Source organism: Streptomyces sp. NBC_00353, from assembly GCF_036108815.1.
In the GTDB taxonomy this organism is placed as follows: domain Bacteria; phylum Actinomycetota; class Actinomycetes; order Streptomycetales; family Streptomycetaceae; genus Streptomyces.
The window spans coordinates 5,142,500-5,159,696 of record NZ_CP107985.1 but is presented as its reverse complement, the minus strand read 5'-3'; the positions used below and the strand labels follow the sequence as shown (position 1 = coordinate 5,159,696).

General features: G+C 67.3%; 17 protein-coding genes, 1 tRNA gene and 1 pseudogene. 9 read left to right on the top strand and 10 right to left on the bottom strand.

The genetic code is table 11. The features are described 5' to 3' along the window. Nucleotides 1-44: 44 nt before the first annotated feature. The 5 genes from OHA88_RS23320 to OHA88_RS23300 all read right to left on the bottom strand — a co-directional run bounded on the left by OHA88_RS23320 (nucleotide 45) and on the right by OHA88_RS23300 (nucleotide 5,829). A complete protein-coding gene (locus OHA88_RS23320) occupies nucleotides 45-1,472 on the bottom strand; it encodes an FG-GAP and VCBS repeat-containing protein (protein ID WP_328626931.1) in 1,428 nt (475 codons plus the stop codon). Nucleotides 1,473-1,960: 488 nt separating this feature from the next. Continuing rightward, on the bottom strand, nucleotides 1,961-2,737 hold the full coding sequence (locus OHA88_RS23315; RefSeq protein WP_328626930.1) for an ABC transporter permease: 777 nt from the start codon (nucleotides 2,735-2,737) through the stop codon (nucleotides 1,961-1,963). Beyond that, complete coding sequence (locus OHA88_RS23310; protein WP_328626929.1) at nucleotides 2,734-3,696, bottom strand: ATP-binding cassette domain-containing protein; 963 nt, start codon at nucleotides 3,694-3,696, stop codon at nucleotides 2,734-2,736. Before OHA88_RS23310 ends, OHA88_RS23315 begins: the two co-directional genes overlap by 4 nt. Nucleotides 3,697-3,709: 13 nt before the next feature. After that, complete coding sequence (locus OHA88_RS23305; RefSeq protein ID WP_328626928.1) at nucleotides 3,710-4,378, bottom strand: DUF4097 family beta strand repeat-containing protein; 669 nt, start codon at nucleotides 4,376-4,378, stop codon at nucleotides 3,710-3,712. A 671-nt stretch (nucleotides 4,379-5,049) separates the two neighbouring features. Next, nucleotides 5,050-5,829, bottom strand: coding sequence for a calcium-binding protein (locus tag OHA88_RS23300; RefSeq protein ID WP_328626927.1), 780 nt, complete (start codon nucleotides 5,827-5,829; stop codon nucleotides 5,050-5,052). A gap of 237 nt (nucleotides 5,830-6,066) precedes the next feature. On the opposite strand from OHA88_RS23300, the gene OHA88_RS23295 reads away from it, so the two are divergent. Further along, on the top strand, nucleotides 6,067-6,513 hold the full coding sequence (locus OHA88_RS23295) for a hypothetical protein (protein WP_328626926.1): 447 nt from the start codon (nucleotides 6,067-6,069) through the stop codon (nucleotides 6,511-6,513). 1,078 nt (nucleotides 6,514-7,591) lie between these two features. On the opposite strand, the gene OHA88_RS23290 is transcribed toward OHA88_RS23295, so the two are convergent. Then, nucleotides 7,592-8,368 carry a calcium-binding protein gene (locus OHA88_RS23290; protein WP_328626925.1) on the bottom strand — a complete coding sequence of 259 codons (777 nt, stop codon included), beginning with the start codon at nucleotides 8,366-8,368 and terminating at the stop codon, nucleotides 7,592-7,594. A 467-nt stretch (nucleotides 8,369-8,835) separates the two neighbouring features. Between OHA88_RS23290 and OHA88_RS23285 the strand changes: the two genes are divergently transcribed. Both OHA88_RS23285 and OHA88_RS23280 read left to right on the top strand, forming a co-directional pair. After that, on the top strand, nucleotides 8,836-10,131 hold the full coding sequence (locus OHA88_RS23285; RefSeq protein ID WP_328626924.1) for a hypothetical protein: 1,296 nt from the start codon (nucleotides 8,836-8,838) through the stop codon (nucleotides 10,129-10,131). A gap of 297 nt (nucleotides 10,132-10,428) precedes the next feature. Then, complete coding sequence (locus tag OHA88_RS23280) at nucleotides 10,429-10,668, top strand: hypothetical protein (RefSeq protein WP_328626923.1); 240 nt, start codon at nucleotides 10,429-10,431, stop codon at nucleotides 10,666-10,668. Nucleotides 10,669-10,955: 287 nt separating this feature from the next. Here OHA88_RS23280 and OHA88_RS23275 read toward each other — a convergent pair whose 3' ends face one another. Next, nucleotides 10,956-11,405: an RDD family protein gene (locus OHA88_RS23275; protein WP_328626922.1), complete on the bottom strand. Its 450-nt coding sequence runs from the start codon at nucleotides 11,403-11,405 to the stop codon at nucleotides 10,956-10,958. A 289-nt stretch (nucleotides 11,406-11,694) separates the two neighbouring features. On the opposite strand from OHA88_RS23275, the gene OHA88_RS23270 reads away from it, so the two are divergent. Continuing rightward, the gene (locus tag OHA88_RS23270) at nucleotides 11,695-12,165 is read left to right on the top strand and encodes a hypothetical protein (protein WP_328626921.1); all 471 of its coding nucleotides are present in this window, start codon (nucleotides 11,695-11,697) and stop codon (nucleotides 12,163-12,165) included. A 488-nt stretch (nucleotides 12,166-12,653) separates the two neighbouring features. Then, nucleotides 12,654-12,875, top strand: a pseudogene (locus OHA88_RS23265) (hypothetical protein); the annotation flags it as partial. A gap of 75 nt (nucleotides 12,876-12,950) precedes the next feature. On the opposite strand, the gene OHA88_RS23260 reads toward OHA88_RS23265, so the two are convergent. After that, nucleotides 12,951-13,790 carry a DUF5707 domain-containing protein gene (locus OHA88_RS23260; RefSeq protein WP_328626920.1) on the bottom strand — a complete coding sequence of 280 codons (840 nt, stop codon included), beginning with the start codon at nucleotides 13,788-13,790 and terminating at the stop codon, nucleotides 12,951-12,953. Nucleotides 13,791-14,097: 307 nt separating this feature from the next. Here OHA88_RS23260 and OHA88_RS23255 point away from each other — a divergent pair, with 307 nt between their 5' ends. Then, entirely contained in the window at nucleotides 14,098-14,286 is a 189-nt protein-coding gene (locus OHA88_RS23255) for a hypothetical protein (protein ID WP_328626919.1), read from the top strand. Between the two features lie 166 nt (nucleotides 14,287-14,452). Then, nucleotides 14,453-15,286: a trypsin-like serine peptidase gene (locus OHA88_RS23250; RefSeq protein ID WP_328626918.1), complete on the top strand. Its 834-nt coding sequence runs from the start codon at nucleotides 14,453-14,455 to the stop codon at nucleotides 15,284-15,286. Nucleotides 15,287-15,700: 414 nt separating this feature from the next. Here OHA88_RS23250 and OHA88_RS23245 read toward each other — a convergent pair whose 3' ends face one another. Further along, the gene (locus OHA88_RS23245; RefSeq protein WP_328626917.1) at nucleotides 15,701-16,000 is read right to left on the bottom strand and encodes a hypothetical protein; all 300 of its coding nucleotides are present in this window, start codon (nucleotides 15,998-16,000) and stop codon (nucleotides 15,701-15,703) included. 132 nt (nucleotides 16,001-16,132) lie between these two features. On the opposite strand from OHA88_RS23245, the gene OHA88_RS23240 reads away from it, so the two are divergent. Continuing rightward, nucleotides 16,133-16,219, top strand: a tRNA-OTHER gene (locus OHA88_RS23240). A gap of 129 nt (nucleotides 16,220-16,348) precedes the next feature. Here OHA88_RS23240 and OHA88_RS23235 read toward each other — a convergent pair. Beyond that, a complete protein-coding gene (locus OHA88_RS23235) occupies nucleotides 16,349-16,510 on the bottom strand; it encodes a hypothetical protein (protein ID WP_328626916.1) in 162 nt (53 codons plus the stop codon). 60 nt (nucleotides 16,511-16,570) lie between these two features. Here OHA88_RS23235 and OHA88_RS23230 point away from each other — a divergent pair, with 60 nt between their 5' ends. Further along, nucleotides 16,571-16,774: a DUF3885 domain-containing protein gene (locus tag OHA88_RS23230; RefSeq protein ID WP_328626915.1), complete on the top strand. Its 204-nt coding sequence runs from the start codon at nucleotides 16,571-16,573 to the stop codon at nucleotides 16,772-16,774. Nucleotides 16,775-17,197: the final 423 nt, after the last annotated feature.

The following is a 17,197-nucleotide window of genomic DNA, read 5'->3' as shown; positions in this document are numbered from 1 at the left end:
CGACGCGAGCGGAGCGGTCCGCTCGGGTCCTCCCTGCCTGCCCGTCAGTCCGCGAAAGCCATACCGAAGTTGTGCCAGGCGTCCGTGCCCGTGGTCTCGGTGCGCGGGGCGTAGATGATCGAGGAGCCTTCGCCGGTCAGCTGGGCACCAGTGCTGCGGAGGTACCAGACGGCACCGTCATAGGCGTGCGCTCCGGGGTCGCTGACCGCGGCGTCCGCGCGGCCGTCGCCGTCCGTGTCGGTGACATGGACCGCGAGCCCGAAGTCTTGGGTGTACTCGTTCGGCACGCCGCTGGTGTTGGCGTCCAGCCAGCGGGAGTTCGCGCCGGTCAGCCCGGAAGACGAGCCCTTGAGCAGCGTGACACCACCGGCGCCGAGACCGCTGCCGAGCTCACCGGGGACGCCCACGAGCAGGTCGGCGCGACCGTCGCCAGTGACGTCACCGGCCGACACCGAGCAGCCGAAGTGGTCCTGCTTCTCGGGGGTGCCGGGGACTCCGGAGGTCGCCTGGGTGAAGGTCTTGGTGGCGCGGGTGGTGCTGAGGCCGGTGGAGCTGCCGTACGCGACGGTCAGACTGCCCGCGTACGCCACTCCGTTCCCGGTTGCCCAGCCCTTCGCCACGACGACGTCGCCGTATCCGTCCTTGTCGAAATCACCAATGGTGGCGGCGGCGCTGCACCCGTATGCAGAGAACTCGCCCGCGACCGTGGTCTTGCCGGTCATCGTCAGCCCGGTAGCGGTGCCTTTCAGGACACGGGTGTTCCGCTCGTTGACGACGACGAGATCGACATAGGCGTTGTTGTTGATCTTCCCGGCCACGAGTCGCAGCGCTCCATATCCGCCGAGGCTGATGTAGGAGGTGGAACGGGGGGTGCCGGTGCGGGTGAACGGCCCCCGGAACAGGCGCAGCCCCTCGCCTTCCGCGGCCACCAGGTCGGGGTTGCCGTCTCCGGTGAAGTCGCCCGCCGCCAGGGCGCTGCCGTAGTGGCCCTCGACGGTGGGCTTCTTGTTGGAGATGGACGCGCCCTGGTTGAGCCCGGCTGAACCGCCCCAGACCACGGTCACGGCACCCTGGCCGGTCCGTGTGCCCACCTTCTCGTTCGGGGATCCGGCGATGAGGTCGGCGTACCCGTCGCGGTCGAGGTCGGCGCTGGTGATGACTCGGCCGAACTCGTCCCCGGCCTCCGGGCTGCCGGGGACTCCGACCCGGCCCTGGTGGACGGCGAACGGGAGGCTGGTGGAGGTGCCGGAGGCGGAGCCGTAGAGGACGCTGACGTGACCGGCCTCCTTCTTGCTGCCGATCTGGGCCCACGGGGAGGCGACGGCGATGTCCCGGTAGCCGTCACCGTTGAAGTCGTCGGGGTACTTGGCCGGAGTGGCGGCCCGCGCCGGGGCAGCGGTGGCGAGCGGCGTGAGGCCGGTGGCCAGGATGGCGACGGCCAGGGCGGTGCGGAGGTGCTGGAGGAAGTGCATACAGAGTTCTCCGGCGGCATGCGGGGCCCGCCGAGAGCGGGCCCGAGTCATTTGGGGTGCGGTCGGGCCCGAGTCCGCCGGGGGCGTCCTCGGTGACCCACGAGAGACGCGAGCGGGTGGCGAACTGAAGACCCCCGACGACCTTGAAGAGTTGTATGAGAACCGGAAGGAATTCTTGGGGGCCGGCGAGGGTGAGAGCGGCTGTAGGGCACTGAGTGCTTCCAGCGCCCCGACATCCAGCACCCGCGCGTTTCCGGAGAACGGCTGGAAGGCGAGTCGATCCTCCCGGATCGCGCGCCGAGGTCTCGGGGGCGAACAGCGGCCTTGCGGGGCAGCCCAGCTTCTGGGAGATCTTGTTGGCGATCCGGTCTGCGGTCCGGGCCCGGGGGCGGCCGATGACGCGGACGGGGCGGCGTACGCCGACGCGGTGTCGGTGTACGCCGCCTTGGGGCGGGACGAGTGGCGGAAGGCAGCCCGCGTCATGTCGCCTATTTGGGGTCGCGGTTGAACTGTGCCTTGGACCAGCGGTAGCCGAGGACGGTCAGGCCCAGGCACCAGGCGAGGGCGATCCACCCGTTGTGGCCGATCTCGGTGCCGAGGAGGAGGCCGCGCAGGGTTTCGATGGCGGGGGTGAAGGGCTGGTACTCGGCGATCGGCTGGAACCAGCCGGGCATCGAGTTCAGGGGGACGAAGGCGCTGGAGATGAGGGGGAGGAGGATCAGCGGCATGGCGTTGTTGCTGGCGGCTTCGGCGTTGGGACTGCCCAGGCCCATGCCGACCGCGATCCAGGTGAATGCCAGGGCGACCAGCGCGAGCAGCCCGAATGCTGCCAGCCATTCCAGGACCGTGGCATCCGTGGAGCGGAAGCCCATCGCGACGCCGACGGCCCCGACCAGGACCACGCTCATGATCGCCTGCAGCACGCTGCCGGCGACATGCCCGAACAGCACGGAGCTGCGGTGGATGGCCATGGTGCGGAAGCGGGCGATGATGCCTTCGTTCATGTCGGTGGAGACCGAGACGGCGGTGCCGACGACGGTGGAGCCGATGGTCATGAGCAGGATGCCGGGGACGATGTAGGCGATGTAGGCGGAGCGGCCCGCGCCGCCGCTCATGGTGTCGCCGAAGATGTAGACGAAGAGCAGCAGCAGCATGACCGGGGTGAGCAGCAGGTTCAGGGTGAGGGACGGGTAGCGGCGCGCGTGCAGCAGGTTGCGGCGCAGCATCGTGTTCGAGTCGCGTACCGCGAGGGAGAGGGCGCTCATCGGACAGCCTCCTTGGGCTGGTTGGTCTGACTGGGCACGCTGGAGCCGGTCAGGGCGAAGAACACGTCGTCGAGGTCGGGGGTGTGCACGGTCAGTTCGTCGGCCTCGATGCCGGCGGAGTCCAGCCAGTCGAGGATGGAGCGCAGCTCGCGCTGGCTGCCGCCGCTGGGGATGGTCAGGGACAGTGCCTCGTCGTCCCGGGTGACCTCGCGCAGCGCGGAGGCGGCCGACTGGTAGGCGGCCGGGTCGGTGAAGCGGAGCCGGACGTGTCCGCCGGGGATCAGCCGCTTCAGCTCGTCGGCGCTCCCCTCGGCGGCGATCTTGCCGTCGTTGAGTACCGCGATGCGGTCGGCGAGCTCGTCGGCCTCCTCCAGGTACTGGGTGGTGAGGAAGACGGTGACGCCGCCGGAGACGAGCTCGCGGATGATCTGCCACATGTTGTGGCGGGAGCGGGGGTCGAGGCCGGTGGTGGGTTCGTCGAGGAAGATGATCCGCGGGTCGCCGACCAGGGTCATGGCGATGTCCAGGCGGCGCTTCATGCCGCCGGAGTAGGTGGAGGCGGGCTTCTTCGCGGCCTCCACCAGGTCGAAGCGCTCCAGCAGTTCGGCGGTGACCCGCCGCCCCTCGCGCTTGGACAGGTGGTGCAGGTCCGCCATGAGGAGCATGTTCTCCTCGCCGGTGATCAGCCCGTCGACGGCGGAGAACTGCCCGGTGACGCCGATCGTGGCGCGTACGGCCTGTGGGTCGGTGGTCAGGTCGTGGCCGCCGACGCGGATCTCGCCGGCGTCGGCGGTGATGAGGGTGGAGAGGATCTTGACGGCGGTGGTCTTGCCTGCGCCGTTCGGGCCGAGCAGGGAGAAGACAGTGCCGGCCGGCACCGTCAGGTCGATGCCGTCGAGCACGACCTTGTCGCCGTAGGACTTGCGCAGACCGTTCGCCGCGATGGCCGGGTTGGTCATGATCGGTGCTCCTTCAGAGGCTGCGGGCGACGATGTCGCCGTAGGCGGTGGTCGCGTGGATGTTCAGGCCGGCGGCGCCGTCGGTGTTCTTGAGCGCGTTGTGGATCCGGCCGTAGGTGGTGCCGGCGTCCAGGGAGGCGGAGACCCCGCGGGCGGCGCCGACCGACACCTCACCGGCCTCGGTGTGCAGCACGACCGTGCCGCGCACGGCCTCGGCGATCCGGATGTCGCCCTTCTTGGTGCTGATCTCCGCGGGGCCGCCCAGGCGGCCGACCGAGACGTCACCGGCGAGGAGGGTGAGGCGGGCACTGGCGGTCTCGTCGAGCTTGACCGAGCCCTGCGCGCCCTCGAAGCCGACGTCGCCGAGTCGTCCGACGCCCCGGAACTCGGCGCTGGCCGCCTTCGCCTCGATGCGGGAGCCGACGGGCAGCTGGATGGTCACCTCGACGGATCCGGAGCTGCCGAGGATCCGGTTCTTCGCCGGTGAGGCCTCGACCCGCAGGACGCCGTCGCCGTATTCGACAGTGATCTGCTCCGCAGCCTTCACGTCGCGGCCCTTCGAGGCGTCCGCGGGCAGGATCTCGACCGCGGTGTCGGCCCGGTCGGCGGCGATGAACCGGATGCGTCCCGCGGGGACGTCGAGGATGGCGGAGATCGGGGCGGGGGTGTCGAACTTCTGCATCGTGCTCTCCTTCGGCTCGGTGTTTCCGATGAAGGAAAAGCTACGTTGCGTTCAAGAATCCCTCAATAGACTCGTTGCGCATGACTGCAATCAGTGCAGGTGAAAGCCGTGAAATCGTTGCAACGGCTTCAAATCTAACGCAACGCTTGCTCTTCATTCGTTGCAATAGAACGAAAGTGAACGCTACGCTGGAGACGCCGAGGAGAACGAAGGAGACCGCAATTCCCGGGGCAGGAACCCCAGCAGATCGCGTTGGGGTTGGCCGACGACACCCGCGGACGGCCGGACTCTCCGCGACGGCACTCCGGCTTTCGCCGGGACCGGGGAGGGCGGGGAGCACGGTAAGGCTGACCGACGCGGGCAGCATCGTCTGCACCGCGACGGTGGACGCGGCCGGGAAGTGGACCTGCACACCGATCACTGCCCGCCGACGACAGCACCCTCAGGCGCTGCAGCGAGCACAAGCGGCTCTCCGGATCGGGGATCGGGGACGGGCGGGACGCCGAGGGTGTCCCGCCCGCGCATGACGACGGCAGGGCCGCGGCCTGGCATGAATGACACCAGGCCGCGGCCCTGCCGTCACTTCGTGAGGCGCCGACTGTCTCGCCGGGGCCGTTGGTGACAGCCATCGGACGGCTTCAAGAGCCGTCAGAAACGCCCTTGGTGCGTGGCTATTGGACGTCCACGAAGTCGCTGGTGGAGGTCACGGCCGGGGTGGTCGAGGTGCCGGCGAACTTGTAGCGGAAGTATCCGTCCGCGGACGCGGTGACTGTCGTCTTCAGGGAGCCCGTCGAGGACGACGTGACCGTCTTGACGTCGGTGTACGTGCTGGAGGTCTTCTTGCGGTACTGCAGCGTCACCTTCTGCTGCGTGTAGCCCATGTACTTGTTGGTGTCCCAGTTGGCCCGGGACAGCAGGCCGGTGACCGTGATGGTCTTGCCCTTCTTGACGGGCTCGGGCGAGGCGTTCGTGGTGAGCCGCGAGTAGCGCTGCACCTTGAACGTGGTGGCCGCGTCCCGGTGGATGTAGTCGTAGTCATTGGCGGAGACCAGCGTGCCGAGGTTCCAGGTGGCCGCCGCGCTGTTGCCGACGAAGCCGGTCGACGCCTGCGGGTCGAACGTCAGCGTGCCCGTGCAGGTCGACGTGGTGGCACTCGCCTTCACACACGTGATCTCGTCGTCCCAGACCTGCGCGAAGTTCGGCTTCGGACCGAAGGCGCTGATGTACGTGGTCTCGGCGATGCCCGAATCGTCCGACGCGGTCACGGAGACCTTGGCGGACACCACCTTGGTGGTACCAACTACGACCGGCTTGCCGCCGTTGACGACGACCTTGTCGATGGTGATGTTGCCCTCGCCGCCGTCCTCCGCCTGGGCGGCGGTGGCGCCGATCGCGGTGGCGACCAGTGCGACGCCGGTACCGAGCAGGCCGAGGCGCGTGGTTGTGCGCATGAATCCCCCCACAGGAGCTTTGATCGATCAGAGGGAGCGTACGGCGTTGGCCAATGGTTCACCACGGTGTTGTTCAACTCCTCCGCCACGCACGGAGGCCATCGCCTTCTTCACCACCTGTCGGCGTGCGGCCTCGCTCGGAGGCTGTGGGAACCCTTGACTCGGATCACCACCCGGCCTACCTCTCGACCTTCTTGAACGTGTTCAAAAGGCATGTCACTATGTGCTATGCCCTCCGTGATCACCTCTCCCTGGCGCCGACTCGGCCGTGTGGGCGTGTGCATCGCTGATGCCACCGGTCGCTATCTGCTGACCTGGGTGGCGGCATGGCTCGTTTATGCCCTGACGGCTCCCCGCCAGCACGAGCTTGTGTCCTACCTGCCCCGCACCCGCTCGTACTGGGAGGACACCGTCTACTACCTGCGGGACGACTCCATTGCCTGGGTGGGGCTGATTGTGGGTATCCCCTCGCTGCTGATAATCCTGCTGTTCGGGCTGCTCAACGAGCGCAAGGGGGCGGCATTCCGTATCCGTCTGGCGGGGCTGCTCCTCCTGCCCACGTGGTTCCTGCTCTTCCAGAACTTCGTGGCGCTGCTCTTCGTCCCAGTCCTGGCGCAGGTCCTCTTCGCGCTCTGCCTGATGCCGGTTCCCCTGGTTCGCTTCCCTGCAAAGGCCGCGAACTGATTGCCCAGGCGGGTGCGTGTCGAGTGGTGGCGGAAGGACGCGGCCTTGCGGGTCGACGTACACAACCCCGGCTCCCCCGCGCAGTACGGATGCGGGGCGCCCACCATCTCGATGCGAACTATGGGCACGGCGGTCACGGGGGTCCGCCAATTGCGTCAGTTGGGCGTATGAGGCTGGTGGGTGTCGGTTGTGGGCTCGCTGGTTGCTGTATCTCGCTGCTGTACAGCACCGGCTTGGAAGGCTGGGGCTGCTGTGTACTGGTATGCCGTTGCCCCCGATGGCTCCGGCCGGTAGGACCGTCGGTAGAGGCCGAAGGCACTGAAGAGGAAGCAGAAGCCCACGATTGTGGCGAAAGTTGCCACTGGCGTCGATTCCAAGTGGCGGTGCACAGGACCCACGAGGATCGTGCCCCCGACGCCTGCGCAGATGTCCGCCCAGCCTCCAAGTCGCGGTGACGAAACCGTCTTCCTGAACCACGGGGGGACCCATCCGACGCAGATGGCGGCAATGCCAGGAACGAACGTCACGAGCCAAAACAGGGCCGACGCGGTCCATCCGATGACATCCACAGCGAGCCCCCATGCAACAAGTGTGCGACTCGATGGCCGCCAGGCGTGATCTTTGCATGGCATGCTTGCCGCCGGTAAGGGGCCCGGGCTCGCGCTCTGTGTGTACGCGCACGGAAGTGGCCGCTGTCTTGGATACGGCCCGATCAAGCACCTGGCGGCCCAGCGACGGCCCCATCTGAGGCGCTGGTCGCCGCAGTTCCCCGTGAGTCCCCGCGGGATCTGGCGCGGTTGTGGCACGGCATCACTTGGTCCGTCGCTCCGAGCTGCCCTCTCGGCAGCTGACTGGCATCGGTCCTTGAGGGGGATGGGCGTGGGACCTCTGGGGCGGCACTTTCGCGGCCGTCCGCCGCGCCCAGCCACTCCGGGCCCCCAAGCCCCCGGACACTGCGTCCGGGGGTTCGGCCGTTGCGTCGCTATGAGGCGGGGTTTCTCCTCATCATGACGAGCCGAGAGCTCGAAGCGACGTCAGGGAGCGCTACAGCGCGGAGCCTGCCGCTCAGGAATACCTGCTATTGCACGTCGACGTAGTCGCCGGTCGCCGAAACGGCAGGGGTGGTCGAGGTGCCGGCGAAGTTCCAGCGCCAGTAGCCGTCCACTGAAGCGGTGGTCGTGGTCCTGAGGTCACCCGTGCTGGAGGAGTTCACCGTCTTGATGGTGGTGTAGGTGCTGGTGCCCGCTTTGCGGAACTGGAGCTTGACCGGCTGCGCGGTGTAGCCCGCGTAGGCATCGGTGTCCCAGTTCGCCCGGGTGAGTTTGCCGGTGACCGTGAGGGCCTTGCCCTTGGCTATCGGTTCCGGACCGGCGTTGACGGTCAGCTTGGAAAACCGCTGGAGGCGGGTGGTCGCATAGGCGTCCCGCTGGGTCCAACTGTCGTCGTTGGCCCATACGTCGACTCCAACCTTCCAGGTTCCGGCGTCGGCGTTGGTGAGCCACCAGTCCGGTTCGAAGGTGAAGGTCTTCGAGCAGGTGGAGGTGGTCGTGCCGGCGGCCACGCAGTCCGCGGGGGTGGTGTCCTCATTCGGCGTGATGTAGTCGTCGGGGTTGTTGGGATCCGTTCCGCGCCACAAGTGGAAGTCGGCGTCCCAGATGCCCGACGGATCAGTGGCGGTCACCGAAACCGTGACCGTTTTGTCGGTGAGGACGACAGCGATGCTTTTACCGCCGTTGACGGAGACGTCGGTGATCTGGATGTCGCCGACGGTCTCGTCCGCGTACGCGGCGGGGCCGATGAATCCGCCCAGCGCGGAGGCGGCGGCGAGCACAGCGAAGATTGCGCGCTTGCGCATGAATCTCCTCACAGTGAAGAGGACACGCCCGCCGGATACATGACACGGCGGGCGCGATGAGGGGCCAACTGTAAGCAGCTGAACGTCGCTTCACAACGGCTGGTTGATCATTCCGAATCCGCCGGAGGCACGACGACGGGTCCCGGACAGGTCAGTCATGAGGGTGCCGCCAGTTCATCGCAACCGTGCACGTCGCAGGAGGGGCCACGATCCACGATCAGCCGGCCCCGGGCCGTCACAACGGCCCGATCCCGTTCATCCAGGGCACGGACGCCAGATCGGTTCCGCCACCGCACGCTGTCTACGGCGAGAACTCGAATGACTGCCCCCGCACCGCCCTGTGACGTTTGAGACTGCAGCTGCGCTTGATGTACCGGGCTGCCTTTGTGACGGCTGTGCCCAAACCATGGCGGCCAATGACCAGGAGGATGCGGATGGCTCCGCGTGCAGCACGACACCGGCGTTCAGTGAAACGTCGTGTTGTCGCCGGGGTTTCTGTCGCCGCTACGGCCGGGATCGCGGTCACCGCGACGCTGACCATGAATGCCGAGGCTGCGTGGACGTCGGCGTCGAATGTGTCGGCCTCCGGCTGGATGGCCGACGACTCCCCCAGGGTCTCGGTCGACCGGCAGGGTGACGCTCTGCTGGCCTGGACGGCCGGCGACCTGTCGACGACGTACTCCTACCGCCGGGTCCAGACCAGGGTGAAATTCGCGAACGGCACGACGGGAGCGATCCGCACCCTGTCGCCGGACGGCGCCTCGGTGGCCTGGCCGGAGGCCGACTCCGACGACACCGGCGACTCGGCTGTGGTCTGGGAACAGGACAGCCAGGTCGTGGGTCGACGGGTCGCGGCCTCCGGCAGCCTCGTCGGACCGGTCCAGAAGCTCTCCACGTCCGGTCCCGCGACCGGCCCGGTGGTCGCCGTGACACCGGGCGGCACCGCGATGACGGCGTGGACGGAGATCCGCGACGGAAGCTGGTACGCGGTTGCCCGCCGCCTCAAGCTCGACGGAACGCTCGGCGCGCCCATCACCCTCGGCTCGGGCTCGGCCGAGAAGCCGGCCATCGGCGTCGACCGCAACGGCCAGTTCGTCATCGCCTGGGTGCGCGGCTCGGAGGTGGTGGCCAAGCGGATCACGTCGACGTCCGTGTCCTCGGCGAAGGTGCTCACCTCTTCGATCGCGTCGTACGGCGGTTTCGGCATGGTGCGTGTCGGCGTCGACCGGGACGGCGACGCGGTCATCAGCTACCACTCCGGCGGCGGTGATCGCTCGCAGGTCTGGGCCTCGCGCTGGAGCCGCACCGGCACGCCGGCGTCCCCCCTGCGCATCTCGGCCTCCACCGACAACGTGGGTTTCCACCACGCCCTCGCGACCGACCTCGACGGCGACTCGGTGATCGTGTGGACCCGCTACAACAGCAGCGGCAAGCTCGAGTTGGCCGGCCGTCGGCTGTCCGCGGGCGGCACCCGCGGCAGCGTCACCACCCTCGGTCCCGGCGACCGGCCCGACCTCGCTCTCGACGACGACGGCGACGGCATGCTGGTGTTCCACACGGTCGTCCCCACGTCAACGATCCCGTACAGCTACACCAAGAGCAGCGCCCGCCTGGTCAGCCGTTCCGGCGTTTTCGGCACCACGAAGACACTCACGTCGGACGGCCGGGTACCCCAGGTCGACGCCCGCCCGAGCTCTCGGTTCACGGTGATCTGGCAGCAGGCCACCCACCCGGGCACGATCAAGTCCGTCACCGGTCCCTGACCGGCTTCGGGGCGGTACCCGGGAGCGCACATCGTGCAGGACACGCAGTGCGAAGCCACGAGCCACATGGAACAACGGCTGCTCGGGAGACACCCCGGTCGTCAGCGACCGCCCCCGTGGATGGCAAAGGTCACCTCCGAACACTCGTAGGTGACCTTTCCGCAGTTGCGCGGTGGGTCGTCGCCCTGGCGCTCGGTCTCCGGCAAGGGGAAGCGCCTGGGCTCCACTGGCACGGGCCCGATCCTCCGAAAGGTCGCGCAACAACTCAGAGCCTCGCTCTGGGAGTTGAAGGTATTGATGGTTCTCGCACTCGTTCTATGGCTACTGCTGCCCGTCGCCTGGGCCGCGCTGCCCTGGCTGCCTCCGAACCGGACGTTCGGCTGCTTCGTGGCAGCGGTGCAGCTGATGCTGTCCGTAGTGGCCCTCTCCATCGGAATGCCGGCGGAGAATCTGCCGGCATGGTTCCTCGTACCAGGGCTGGTCTCCTCTGTGGCGCGACTGGCGTCTGTGCCCTTGATCCGCCCGAGGAAAGGGTGAGCGACGCCGTCCGGCGATGATCTCGACCGGAGCGGACTGCGAACTGCGACCCCCGCTCCAGGAGCGAGGTTGGGCCGCGTCGTGACTGACCTGCAGGATCCCAGCCGTGGCCGCAGCCGGCCTGAGCAATCGTCAGGTCCCCGGAGTCATCGCGGTTCCCCGTTCCGTCTGGCACGTCTGTGGCACGGACCGCCTCTCTCGATGCGAACTCCGCTCGGGACCGCCCGCGAGCGCTTGTGCGGCCGGCCCGGGTTGTTGCTCGTGATCGCCCTGTCATGGCTGCACCGTTACCGGCCCCGCATGACCACCCTGCTGCTGACCAGTCGGTCGTGCAGGCCCTGTTTCTTCGGGCTGAGGTTGGTCACCGTCACGTGGGCGATCATGAGTACCGGGACCGCGTGCACCGCGAGGTTGCCCAGGCGGCGTACCAGTGCGCCGCAGGAGAGCCGTCCGCCGTCGGCGTCCCGCACGACCTCCATGCCGAGGAGCCGCTTGCCCACCGTGCCGCCCCACCGCGACACGCTCAGTGGCGAGTACAGCAGCAGGAAGGCGAGCGACCACACCGCGGCCGAGGGCAACCAGACGCCGTCCACCGACGCCGCCACGAGGATCCGGTCGAGGGCGATCAGCGGGCCGGGAATGACAGCCACGGCGATCACCAGATCGATGAACACGGCCATGCCCCGCCGCATGAGGTCCCCCGGGGAGCCGGGCAGCGAACGGGATGAGACAACCATCCAGGGCAGCGAAGAGGAGCCGAGGTCCATCGCCACTTTGCGTGATCGCCAGCCCTCGTCAGCCCAAGCTGGTGGAGCGTACTCATGGAGGGCGTCGGAGTCTCAATTGCTGAGTGCGGCCGGCAGGTCGTGGTACTTGGTGGCTCCTTACCCCTGCTGGCCACCGGAGTTCCCCGTGAGAACCCGCTCCATGTGGCGTGGTTGTGGCGCAGGGTTGTTCCCGATGCAGCCCGCTACGAACCCCCGGCTCGTAGACTCCCACAGCATGAGGTGGGGGAGAGCGTTGGTCGTGCTGGGGCTTGTCTCGCTGCTGAGCGCGTGCGGGGCGGAGTACGACCCCCTCTTCATCGGGGGCGCGGTATCCAAACCGGTGATCGGCTGGCGCGAATGCCCGGGTGCTGAGCACGACGGGATCGCGGAGGTCGGTCTCTACAAGTGGGCGCGTAGCGGCACCGCGGATGACCCGGGTGAGCTGCTGTGGCACATCGAAGCCGACGAAGGCCACGTCCTGCACCGTATCTCCCTCGGCGAAGCGCCGACGGGTTTCACGACCCGGCTCCCCTTGACTACTGAGCTCGGCTCAGGAACTACGTACGCCTTGCGGACGAACATGACCTCGGACGAGCTGGTCTCTGGCTTCCTTACCTTCCGGCCGGACCAGCTCGCGGTCGGACAAGTGGTCTTCAGTAGTGGCAAGGGTGAGTCGCTGAAGGACTACGAGAGCCGTGACAACGAAGACTTTGGCTGCTTCGCAGGCTGAGGCCTCAGGCCGATCGCGGGTTCGCCGGTGGCCGGTCTGCCGCGCCGGGTGGGCGCCGGGTTCCACGGCGCCGGCGGGTCGATCAGGTTTGGCGGGACGGTCGCCTGCTGGTCAGCCTGGGTCCGGGAGAGCGCCGAGCCGCTGGACCGCGCTGGTGATCACGTCGGTCCAGGGCCAGTGGCAGGCGAATCTGAGGGGATCGGCCGGGGAACCCAGTTGCTCCAGCGCGGAAGGGATTGGCGATGATGTTCGGGCAGGCACGGTCTCGCTCGGCTCTCGCTCTGAGCTCGGGAATCCTGAGAAGACGTCCCGCTGTGGGCGCGCCGGCCTGCACGGATACCGTCCAGTGATCGCTTCGCGCCACGGTGGCGTTGACCGCTGTTGACCGTGATTTTCCGCCGCAGATGGTGCGGAGGTGGTGCGAAGCGGTGCGCGTTTTCCTGAGAGAAGGAAGGCGCCTCTGGCGCCCGCGCCCTACCGGACGCGCAGTGCGCGTGATCATCGCCCGGCCGTACGCCTGGTGGCGAATTTGCCTCGTCGCCGCGATGGGCGTGGCCTTCCTGCTGGTGCTCGCCGTGCCCTGGCTTCAGGATTTCTTCGCGCTGAAGCTGGTCGGGGTGACGATGCCGTGGGTCGCGGTGGGTATCGCCGTGGTGGCGGCGGCCACCCTGGAGCTCGTGTGGAGGTGGGGGGACCGCCGCTTTCCCGCGGAATCCGTTAATCCGTTACGGGCCCCGCGTCTACGGGGCTATGGGTTACTTCACGTCGGCTTACTTCACGCCGACTTACTTCACGTCGACGTAATCACCCGCGGCGCTGACTGTCGCGGTGGACGCGATACCCGCGTAGGTGAAGCGGTAATAGCCGTCGGTGGACGCCGTGACCGTGGTCTTCAGCGCGCCGCCCGTGGTCGACTTGATGCCCTTGACGTTGGTGTAGTTGGTGGTGCCCGCCTTGCGGAACTGCAGCACCACCGACTGGCCGCTGAGACCCACGTACTTGTTCGACTCCCAGTCGGCACGGGTCAGCGCGCCGGTGACCGTGATGGTCTTGCCCTTCACCACCGGCTCCGGGGACGCGTTGACCGTCAGCTTCGACATGCGCTGCAGGCTGAAACCCTTGGCGTTGTCCTTCTGGACGTAGTCAGCGTCCGTGCCCTGAGCGATCGCCCAGACCTTCCAGCCGCCGGCCAGCTTGTTCAGCAGGTCGTAGTTGGCGTCGACAGTGAAGGTGTGCTTGCAGGTGGAGGTCGTGTCGTTGACCTTGGTGCAGACGGCCTCGTCCTCGTTGGGCACCACGCCGCCGTCGAGGTTGTCGAAGGTCGAACCGTGCCACAGCACCGCGGTCGCCCACTCGATGCCCGAGTCGTCCGTGGCGGTGAAGCTGACCGTGAAGGTCTTCTTCGTGGTCGCACCCATGACGACGGCCTTGCCGCCGTTTACGACCACGTTCGAGATCGTGGTGTCTCCGCTGACGTCGTCGGCCGGGTTGATCGCCGCGTCGGTCTCGACGCTCTGCGTGAACGAGGAGACGGTGTTGCTGTCATCCGCCTGCGCCGCCGGGACGGCGAGGGCGGAGAGGGCCAGGGCGCCTGTCACGGCGGCGACAGAGGCACGAATGCGCATGTGTTTCCCCACGTCTGAAAAAGGGGCGCACGGGACAGCTTTGTCGCATGTTTCCGCGGCGCCCGATCCAGTCAGTCTCTGGAGTCTGCTGACTCCACTGATCAGACGTGGGGCACCAGTGAATGGTTGTGCGATTCCGTGAAGTTTTTTCGAGTACGCGTTTATGCGGGTTATTTCGGAGTCCGTTACCCATAGCCATTAACCGACTATGGGTAACGAATCTGGAATTACAGATTACGGGTTACGGAATATTGCACGTCGACTTGATGGGCGTCGAGTTACTGCACGTCGACGTAGTCACCCGAGCGTGGTCGCCGTAACGCTCACGGACCCGGCTACGGACGAAGTGATCGCCGCCTCGGAGCCGGTCGTCGTGGACAGCCCAAGGGACGTGTCTCAGGCTGCCATCGGCGAGATCGTGGATACCGTCGTGGACGCTGCGGAGAGCAGCGGCCCCTATCTTCTTGTGGTGGGGCGACGGTGGGTGAGCCTGTGAATTCCTTGCTTGGGGACGTGCTGGTGGTGCAAGATCCGTCAGCCGCCAGGTCGCGGGGATCAGGGGCTTGGCCTGTGGGGTTGTTGTGGCTGGTGCGGACAGACCGATGAACCTGCTGGGCAGCGGTATGGGGAAGAGACGCGCGTGGGCTAGTGCGGTCGCGGCCGTGCTGATCACGTTGGTAATGGTCGGCTACGGTCACAGGGGGGCCGGGCCGGAAATTGTTGTTCATGACGCAGCGGTCACGAAGCGGGATCGCACTCGGGTGGAGGCGTACTGGACCGACACGGGCATCGCGAATGTGGCCCACGGGGACGCCATTGGCGACCCCGTGCAGCCCGAATGGACGGAGGGCGGTGTCATCGCCCGTACTGTCGGTCGCCTGTACGCCCGGGGCGCAGGGGGCGGCTTGGGTGCCTGTACGGCGACTGCGGTCGGCACGAACACGGTGATAACCGCCGCGCACTGTGTCAGAACGTCGGATGCCGGAGAGCCCTCCCGGTCGGCGACGTGGGACCAGCAGCTCTACTTCGTGCCCGGCTACCACGACGGCAAGAGCCCCTACGGCGGCTTCACTGTGCGCCGGGTGCGGATGGCCGAGGAGTGGCAGGACGAGGGCCTGGACGTCGCCGTGCTGGAGATGAACCCCGGCGACGACGGACGGAGTATTTCCGAGGTGACCGGCGTCCAGCGGATCTCGTTCACGGCTGAAGTGGGTACTCGTACCCACTTCTTCGGCTACCCGTACACGAACCGGCTCTTGCACTGTGAAGGCGGCAATTCGCGCGAATACCACGGTAGTGCCCTGCTGCGGATCCCCTGCGTCATGGGCGTCGGGTCGAGCGGGGGCCCCTACATCGTCGACCTCGGCGCGGGCGGGGCCGGCAGTGTCGTCGCGGTGAACATCAGTGGCGACGAGACCTTCAGTTATGGAACAGCCCTGGGCTCGTTTGCCCGACGCCTCTACGCGCAGTCTGAGCACTGCTCGCGAGATTGTTGAGCGATGTCGCCCGGAGCGTGCAGTTCCTAGACCGCAGAAAACGGACGATTGTGCAGGGGGCTGTGCGTCGTCCGGACATGGGTCTCATGCTCTTCCTCACCGCGGACGGCGGCGCACTGGTGGCCTGCGCTGGCGTACGGCGGGTGGGCGAGTAATCACCGCTTCAGGAGCGAGGTGGGGCGAGTTGGGGTCTGACCTGCGGGATACCGACTTCGGCGTCTGCTGTCTCCGGCCTCTGCCAGCAGCCGCAGTTCCCCGTGAGTCCCCAGCCTGATCTGGCGCGGTTGTGGCACGGGGCTCTTCCTCGGAAGGCCCAGGGACGGCCCAGCCAGGCAGGGACACAAGCGTGGGAGTAACCTTCCCTCGCTCCACGCATGGAAGGCACCGATCATGAGCGACTTCACTGACGTCCTCCTACTCTTCAGCGGTCTGGAAGACGACGCGATGGAGTACCTCGTCGGGCTGGACCTTCAGGAGCAAGGCGTCGGCGGTGGCGACCTCAAGCGCGTGAGCGCAGACCATCCCAGCGGACACTGGGGTGGACACGTCGGTGCCGAGTGCCACGCTGTTGCCGGGACCTTCAACCACCTGGACACAGAGACGCTGCGACGGCGACTCCGAGCGGCTCCGTGGAAGTGTCCTCACGGCGTGCAGCTCCTGCTCCACAACGAGAACGATGTGCTCTTCGGCCTGTGGATGCTCCTTGACGGGCAATGGGCAGAGGTGCAGCTCCCCCGAACTGCGCGTGCCGCTTCACGAGGTCAACTCCAACGCACCGACTGCCCAGACGGTGAGTTCTCTGTCGACGCTCCAGAAGCAGACATGCCCAACAGGCCATAGGGGCCCGGTTGGTGGACCGGGAGCGAGCTGCCAACGGTTTTGAAAACCGTCGTGGCAGCGATGTCACCGTGGGTTCAAATCCCACACCCACCGCAGGTGAACGGCCCCTGACCAGGTAAGTCGGTCAGGGGCCGTTCTCGTGAGCGTTGTCCGCCGGCGACCGCGGTTTCCCGCTGTCTTCCGACCGAACGGGCACGGGATGGGCACGTCGACTGGCCATCGCTAGACGGCGAGCAGCCCGGCGAACATCAAAGCCGCCACCGCGAAGAAGACGCGCAGCTTCCTCCAGCCCGGTCCTGAAGCCTGGCGGGTCAGCTCCCAGATGCCCACCAGGCCACCACCAAGGCCCAGCGCGCTCCGCAGCAGGAAAGCGGTGGTGTGCACAGGGAGCCTCCAGGGACCTTCGAACGGACGGGAAGGCTACCCCTGGTGGCGGTCGCGTGGATGACCAGCCCCAGTTCGGAAGACGCCGAGCGGTTGGTCGCCGACGATCTCGACGTCGAGGTCACGCTGATCCCGAGTGATGTTGGCTGGCTCTACAGTCCCTATCCAGGAGGCGTAGATATATTCGCCCCCAGCGCTGTCGCCCGTGACGCACTGAGGACGGCGCATCCAACCTGGCTCTCCACCGACCGAAGCGGCATGTGAGCTCCTCGCCCTCCCGTCACAACCGCGGGGATGGCTATGGAACGGCATCTGTTGGTGCGGCTGCAGGCGGGCGAGTAATCACCGCTTCAGGAGCGAGGTTGGGCCATCACTGGTGTGACCAGCGGTTCCCTACCTTGCGCCGAGTCGGGCGGTGCGTGCCCCTACCCACCCCGATTCCCTGTGAGTACCGTCCCGTTCTGGCACGGATGTGGCACGACCGCTCTTCGTCCCGAAGCAACGCAGGCGGGCTGGCACGCGGCACCAGACTTCCCGTCCTCGAGCGCGGCCAGGACGCTGGCCCGCGTAGTCCACGGCCGCGTGGGTGTAGATCCACGTCCCCTCGCCCGCGCGCGTGCCCGAGGATCTCCTGTGTGATCACCTCGGGCACGCCCCGCTCGTGCAACCGGCTGGCGAAGGCGTGGC